Source organism: Neisseria sp. HMSC067H09, assembly GCF_001814135.1.
In the GTDB taxonomy this organism is placed as follows: domain Bacteria; phylum Pseudomonadota; class Gammaproteobacteria; order Burkholderiales; family Neisseriaceae; genus Neisseria.
The window spans coordinates 22,129-27,133 of sequence record NZ_KV814917.1 but is presented as its reverse complement, the minus strand read 5'-3'; the positions used below and the strand labels follow the sequence as shown (position 1 = coordinate 27,133).

At 51.4% G+C, this 5,005-nt stretch carries 4 protein-coding genes; 2 read left to right on the top strand and 2 right to left on the bottom strand.

Going from position 1 to position 5,005, the window contains the following annotated elements; translation table 11 throughout:
• Positions 1-3,589, bottom strand: a 3,589-nt coding sequence (locus HMPREF2954_RS07130; protein ID WP_083313611.1) for a beta strand repeat-containing protein, incomplete at its 3' end; no start/stop codon positions are given.
• Between the two features lie 572 nt (positions 3,590-4,161).
• On the opposite strand from HMPREF2954_RS07130, the gene HMPREF2954_RS07125 reads away from it, so the two are divergent.
• Both HMPREF2954_RS07125 and HMPREF2954_RS12690 read left to right on the top strand, forming a co-directional pair.
• Positions 4,162-4,410 (top strand): BolA family protein, encoded by a 249-nt coding sequence (locus HMPREF2954_RS07125; RefSeq protein WP_029609441.1) that lies wholly within the window; start codon positions 4,162-4,164, stop codon positions 4,408-4,410.
• A gap of 136 nt (positions 4,411-4,546) precedes the next feature.
• On the top strand, positions 4,547-4,705 hold the full coding sequence (locus HMPREF2954_RS12690; RefSeq protein ID WP_168165597.1) for a hypothetical protein: 159 nt from the start codon (positions 4,547-4,549) through the stop codon (positions 4,703-4,705).
• A 20-nt stretch (positions 4,706-4,725) separates the two neighbouring features.
• Here HMPREF2954_RS12690 and HMPREF2954_RS13250 read toward each other — a convergent pair.
• Positions 4,726-5,005 (bottom strand): hypothetical protein (locus tag HMPREF2954_RS13250; RefSeq protein ID WP_321178158.1); only part of this gene is annotated, 280 nt, incomplete at its 5' end.

The following is a 5,005-nucleotide window of genomic DNA, read 5'->3' as shown; positions in this document are numbered from 1 at the left end:
CGGTGTCGCCCGCAGCGATTTTTTCGCTGTCGCTCTCGGTCTCGTCGTTCGCTTTCAGCTTCCAGCCTTTCTCGGCAGTTTCTTTAACTGACTTGATCGCGTCGTGAACGTTGTCTTTGCCGGTATCGCCGATGTTGGTCATCGTGATGGTACCGTCATTCGCAATGGCTGCGTCTCCGCCCAATACGCCGACTGCGGTCGTACCGATGTTGTTCATGACGTTTTGAGTCGCATAAAGCTGGCTGCCGTTGATGGCATCAGTGCTGCTGTCGCTGATGCGGCCTGCGGCGACGTTGGTAATCGTGCGCTCTTTGCCTGCCGAACCGATGCTGAGTGTGGACTCAGGCGTGTTACCTGCGAAGTTGCCGAAGGTCAGGTCGCCAACGGTAGCAGAGGTCGTCTGAACGGCTGCTTCAGTCGCGGAATTGGCACCCAATGCGATAGAGTCTTTATGGGCGGCATTGGCGTTTTTACCGAAGGCAATGGCATTGCCGACAGAGGCTTTTGCCGCATCACCGAAAGCAAAGGTGTCGCCTGCGGTGGCTTTGGCGTTTTTGCCGAAGGCCACGGCACGGTTTTGCGTGGCTTGGGCGTTGTAGCCGATGGCGATGGTGTCTTCTTTTTGAGCGTCAGCTTCGTTACCCATTGCTACGGCATTATTGGCAACGGCTTTGCTGTTACGGCCTGCCGCAACAGTACCGAAAGCAGTTGCGTGAGTATTGAAGCCCAACGCGGTCGCACCTGCCGCCGTGGACTGGCTATATGGACCGAGTGCTGTGGCGGAGTCTTGGGTGGCATTTGCACCGTCACCAAGCGCTACGCTAGATTTACCCACTGCATTGGATGATTGACCGGCTGCTAAAGAGTTTTGACCGTAAGCGTTGGATGATTGACCGACGGCTGTGGCATTGGTGCCGCTGGCTTTGGTGTTCGCACCGATGGCGACGGAGCCTTCGCCTTTAGTCAAACCGTTGACAGCCATATCGGATGCAGTGTCTTCGTTGACAGTGGCGTTTTTACCGATGGCGATAGAGTTAGAAATTGCCGCCTGCGCGCCTGTACCGACCGCTACGGCAAATGCGCCCGCTGCCTGCGCGTCCGCGCCTGCCGCCAGAGCATCTAATCCGGTTGCGCCATTATTGTTGTAGTTACCACGGTCATTTGAAGGCGTCTGAACACTGTAAAAATGGCTGGAGCTGCCGCCGCCCAAGCCGCCGCCCAATTGGTTGATTTTGTTATTCATCGCTTCCAAAGCGTCGTGAACATTGGCTTTGCCTGTGCCGCCCAAATCGTTCAGGGTTAGGTTGCCCTCACCGTCGATTGCAGTTTTACCGCCCAAGGCGTTTTTGACGTTGTTACCCAAGTTGAGCAGGTAAGAATTGGTTGCGTAAAGCTGGCTGCCGTTGATGGCGTCGGTGCTGGTTGCGCTGATAACACCCGCAGAGACGTTTTGAATTTGACGGGTAAAGCTGTTGGCAGGGGTGGCTGCATCAACTTTACCGACAGAAACCGTACCCTGAGAGCTTGTTCCGGCTGCGGTATAGTTACTATTCAACGTGTAGTCGCCGTTGTGGTGCGCTTCAGTCACGCTACCGCTACCCAATGCAACATCTTTTTCATTAACAGCAACGGAATCGACACCCAATGCGACTGCTTTAATGCCCAATGCGTTGGCAGTCTTACCGATGGCTACGGAGTTGTCACCGCTGGCTTTGGAAAGTGTACCGACGGCAACCGCAGATTCTTTTTCCGCCAATGCGGTTTTACCGATGGCGACGGTATTGTTGGAGCTGCCTTTTGCGGCTTCACCGATGGCGACGGTGGAAGTGACGCTCAGTTTTTGGGCATCCGTACCCATGCCTGCTTCCCTACCGATGGCGACGTTATTCGCACCGGACACAAATGCGCCGGAACGCAGACCAAGGGCGATGTTGTCCACGCCGGTAGCGTTGTTGCCCGTACCTTTACCGATGGAGATTTGGCGTTCGTTGGTATAGGCATTGCGACCGCTGTCCGCGCCGATATAGACGGTGTCAGCGCCGACCTTGCGTCCTGCGGAAACGGCATCGTCGTATACGCCCGCGTTCGTACCCACTACGATATTGCCCGTACCTGCCGCTACGGCTTTGTTACCGATGGCGACAGCGTTGTTGGCGGTGGCTTGGCTGTTTTGACCGAGTGAAGTAGAAGTTTCTGTAGTGGCAATGGCTTCTTTACCGACTGCGATGCTGCTCAAACCGGTTGCCTGAGTGGCAAAACCGACGGCAATCGCGCCTTTGGCAGAAGCAGCGGTTTGCGGACCGGCAGCCAAGGCGTTTTCAGCACCTGCATTGCTGTCCACGCCGAAAGCCGTGGCGCGCAGGCCGTTTGCCGTGCTGTCTTTACCGACGGCAGTGGTATCCTGATTGACTGTCTTGGCACCATAACCGATAGCGGTTGAGAAATGACCCGCAGCAGTCGCTCCTTTGTCTTGCGCCTGACTGCCGCCAATCGCGATGGAAGAAGTACCCTGTGCATTTGCTTTACCGCCGATGGCAATACCATAAGCTCCTGAACCGACCGTAAATTCGCCTATGGAGATGGCACGCTGTGCAGAAGCGACGGCAGTACCCATTATTGCCAGGCTGGCAGGTCCCGATGCATTGGCACCTTTACCGATCGAACTTGAACCACCGATGGCGACAGCACTCAATCCCGAAGTAGTGGAATTGAAACCAATGGCAACGCCATTACCTGCTACATCGGTTACAACGGATTTGGTACCGATGGCAACGGACGAACTGCCCTGCGCATTTGAGTTGTCACCAACTGCAATACTGCCGCTTTTGGTGTTCGCCTGATATCCGATGGAAATATTTTTGGGATCCATACCGGTCGCACCGGTTCCGATATAAACCGAATGACTACTATTGGAATTAATGCCTGCCGACGAACCGATGGCGATGACATTATTGACTCCCGAGCCGCCTTTCAGCGCGCTCTCGCCAATGGAAATATTGCGGCCGTCGGAAGAAACGGTATCGCCTGCCAATTTTCCAATACTGACATCGGCTTCACCTTTTGCTGATGCCTCCTGTCCCATAGCGATAGATTGGTTGTGATTGGCACTTGCCGCCACGCCGATGGCAATAGAGCCTGTGTTGGCAGTAACCGTTTTCGGACCGATGGCAACATTACTTTCTCCGCTGGTTTGGGCTCCTTGTCCGATGGCGACAGATTTACCTTGTTTTGGGGGTTGCCCACCGGTTTGAGGAATGAAATCTAACGCCTTCGTAGTATCATCACCACAGACCACGTTGTAGCTGACGGTATCGAAATAACAGGTGTTGTAATCAGTACCATCGGCGGCTGCAGATAAAACTGTGCCATTGGCAAGGGTTTTGCCGTTATTTTCTACTGTCGCGACGGCTTGACCGCTGGCAAGCAGCAGGCCGGACATGATGGCGGTAAACGCGAAGCGCACGCCTGCGGAGGCAACGATGCCGCCTATGCCTGATGAAGCCGTTTTCCCATGCGCTTTAGCGAATTCCGCCACCGCGTTCCACGTCTGTGTGGTTTCGTTCCATACGACACGATAGATTTTATTCATGCTGACTCTCTGATTTAAAATGTTAAACAAATAAATTTAATATATTATTGAATTGATGGAATAACCAGCTTTCCAAACATCCAATCCAATAACCAAAAATGAAAATATCGTATTTGATACTGATATTTCGATTGCAAAATTTATTCAACGGATATGACGTATATTGTCACTTTCAAACAAATTTCAGGATTTATCTATACCTCAGATAACAATCTCCCAAAACTGATTTATCGACCTTTTGGCTATTTATCTATCCGCTTATCTTTGATGACTTCTATTTTCTTAACTTTATTTTGCAATCAAAGTGAAACTTTATCTTTTATCTGAAAGCAATTTATATGCCAAAACCCTTTTGCCTGAATTCATCCGTACTAAAAAAATGATATTTTTAAGTATCCGACATCCAAAAATAAGAAAAGGGGTCGTCTGAAAACGTTTCAGACGACCTCTGTAAACCTTATGTTAATTCAATATTAATGAATTATGTTTCGGATACCATCTTCAGCAAGTTGGCGATGTTAAGCGGCATTATTCTGTATAATGCCGCAATGTTTTTGAAACAAGGAATACAAATGCTTACCCCAGAACAAGTCAAATCGCTGATTGAAGGCGTCGCCGCTTGCGAACACGTCGAAGTCGAAGGCGACGGGCATCACTTTTTCGCCGTCATCGTCTCTTCCGAGTTTGAAGGCAAAGCCCGCCTCGCCCGCCACCGCCTGATCAAAGACGGTCTGAAGGCGCAATTGGCCAGCAACGAATTACACGCGCTGTCGATTTCCGTTGCCGCCACACCTGCGGAATGGGCGGCGAAGCAGCAATAAGCCGTACAGCAGACAAGAGAAGGTCGTCTGAAACCGGAATTAGGTTTTCAGACGACCTTTTTGCTTTGCCCTATCCGTTACCAGCCGCTCGTAGCGTGGGTTCTACCCACGAATAAACAGAGATGATTGGATTCGGATGTTCGGACGGCAGGTCGTGGACAAAGCCCACGCTACGGGTTGGCTTATTCTGAATTTGTGTCCACTTGACGAATGGTCGTCTGAAAACTGGAATTCCCAATTTTTCAGACGACCTTTTGATTCTTTATCCCATCCTTCCAACCGTTTCCCATACTGAATTCAAAAATACTCACACCATCATTCCCGCGCAGGCGGGAATCCACTTTTGAATTTTGGAAACTGTTTTTCAAATATCTGCTTCTTAAAATTTCCGATGGATTCCCGCCTGCGCAGGAATGACGGCAGATGATGCTGTATCAAAAATTCAGCCGCCCGTAGCGTAGGTTCTAACCACGGAATGAACAGGGAGGATTGGATTCGGATATTCGGACGGTAGGTCGTGGGCGAAGCCCACGCTACGATTTGCTGCAACGGCAATTTGTTCCTTCCCCCGTCTGGCGGGGGAAGGTTAGGATGG

What these genes read in the sequence shown, in the direction of transcription:
- HMPREF2954_RS12690 (WP_168165597.1), top strand. Translation starts at nt 4,547, where the DNA reads ATGTTCGGACGGCAGGTCGTGGACAAAGCCCACGCTACGGGTTGGCTT.
- HMPREF2954_RS07125 (WP_029609441.1), top strand. Translation starts at nt 4,162, where the DNA reads ATGCTTACCCCAGAACAAGTCAAATCGCTGATTGAAGGCGTCGCCGCT.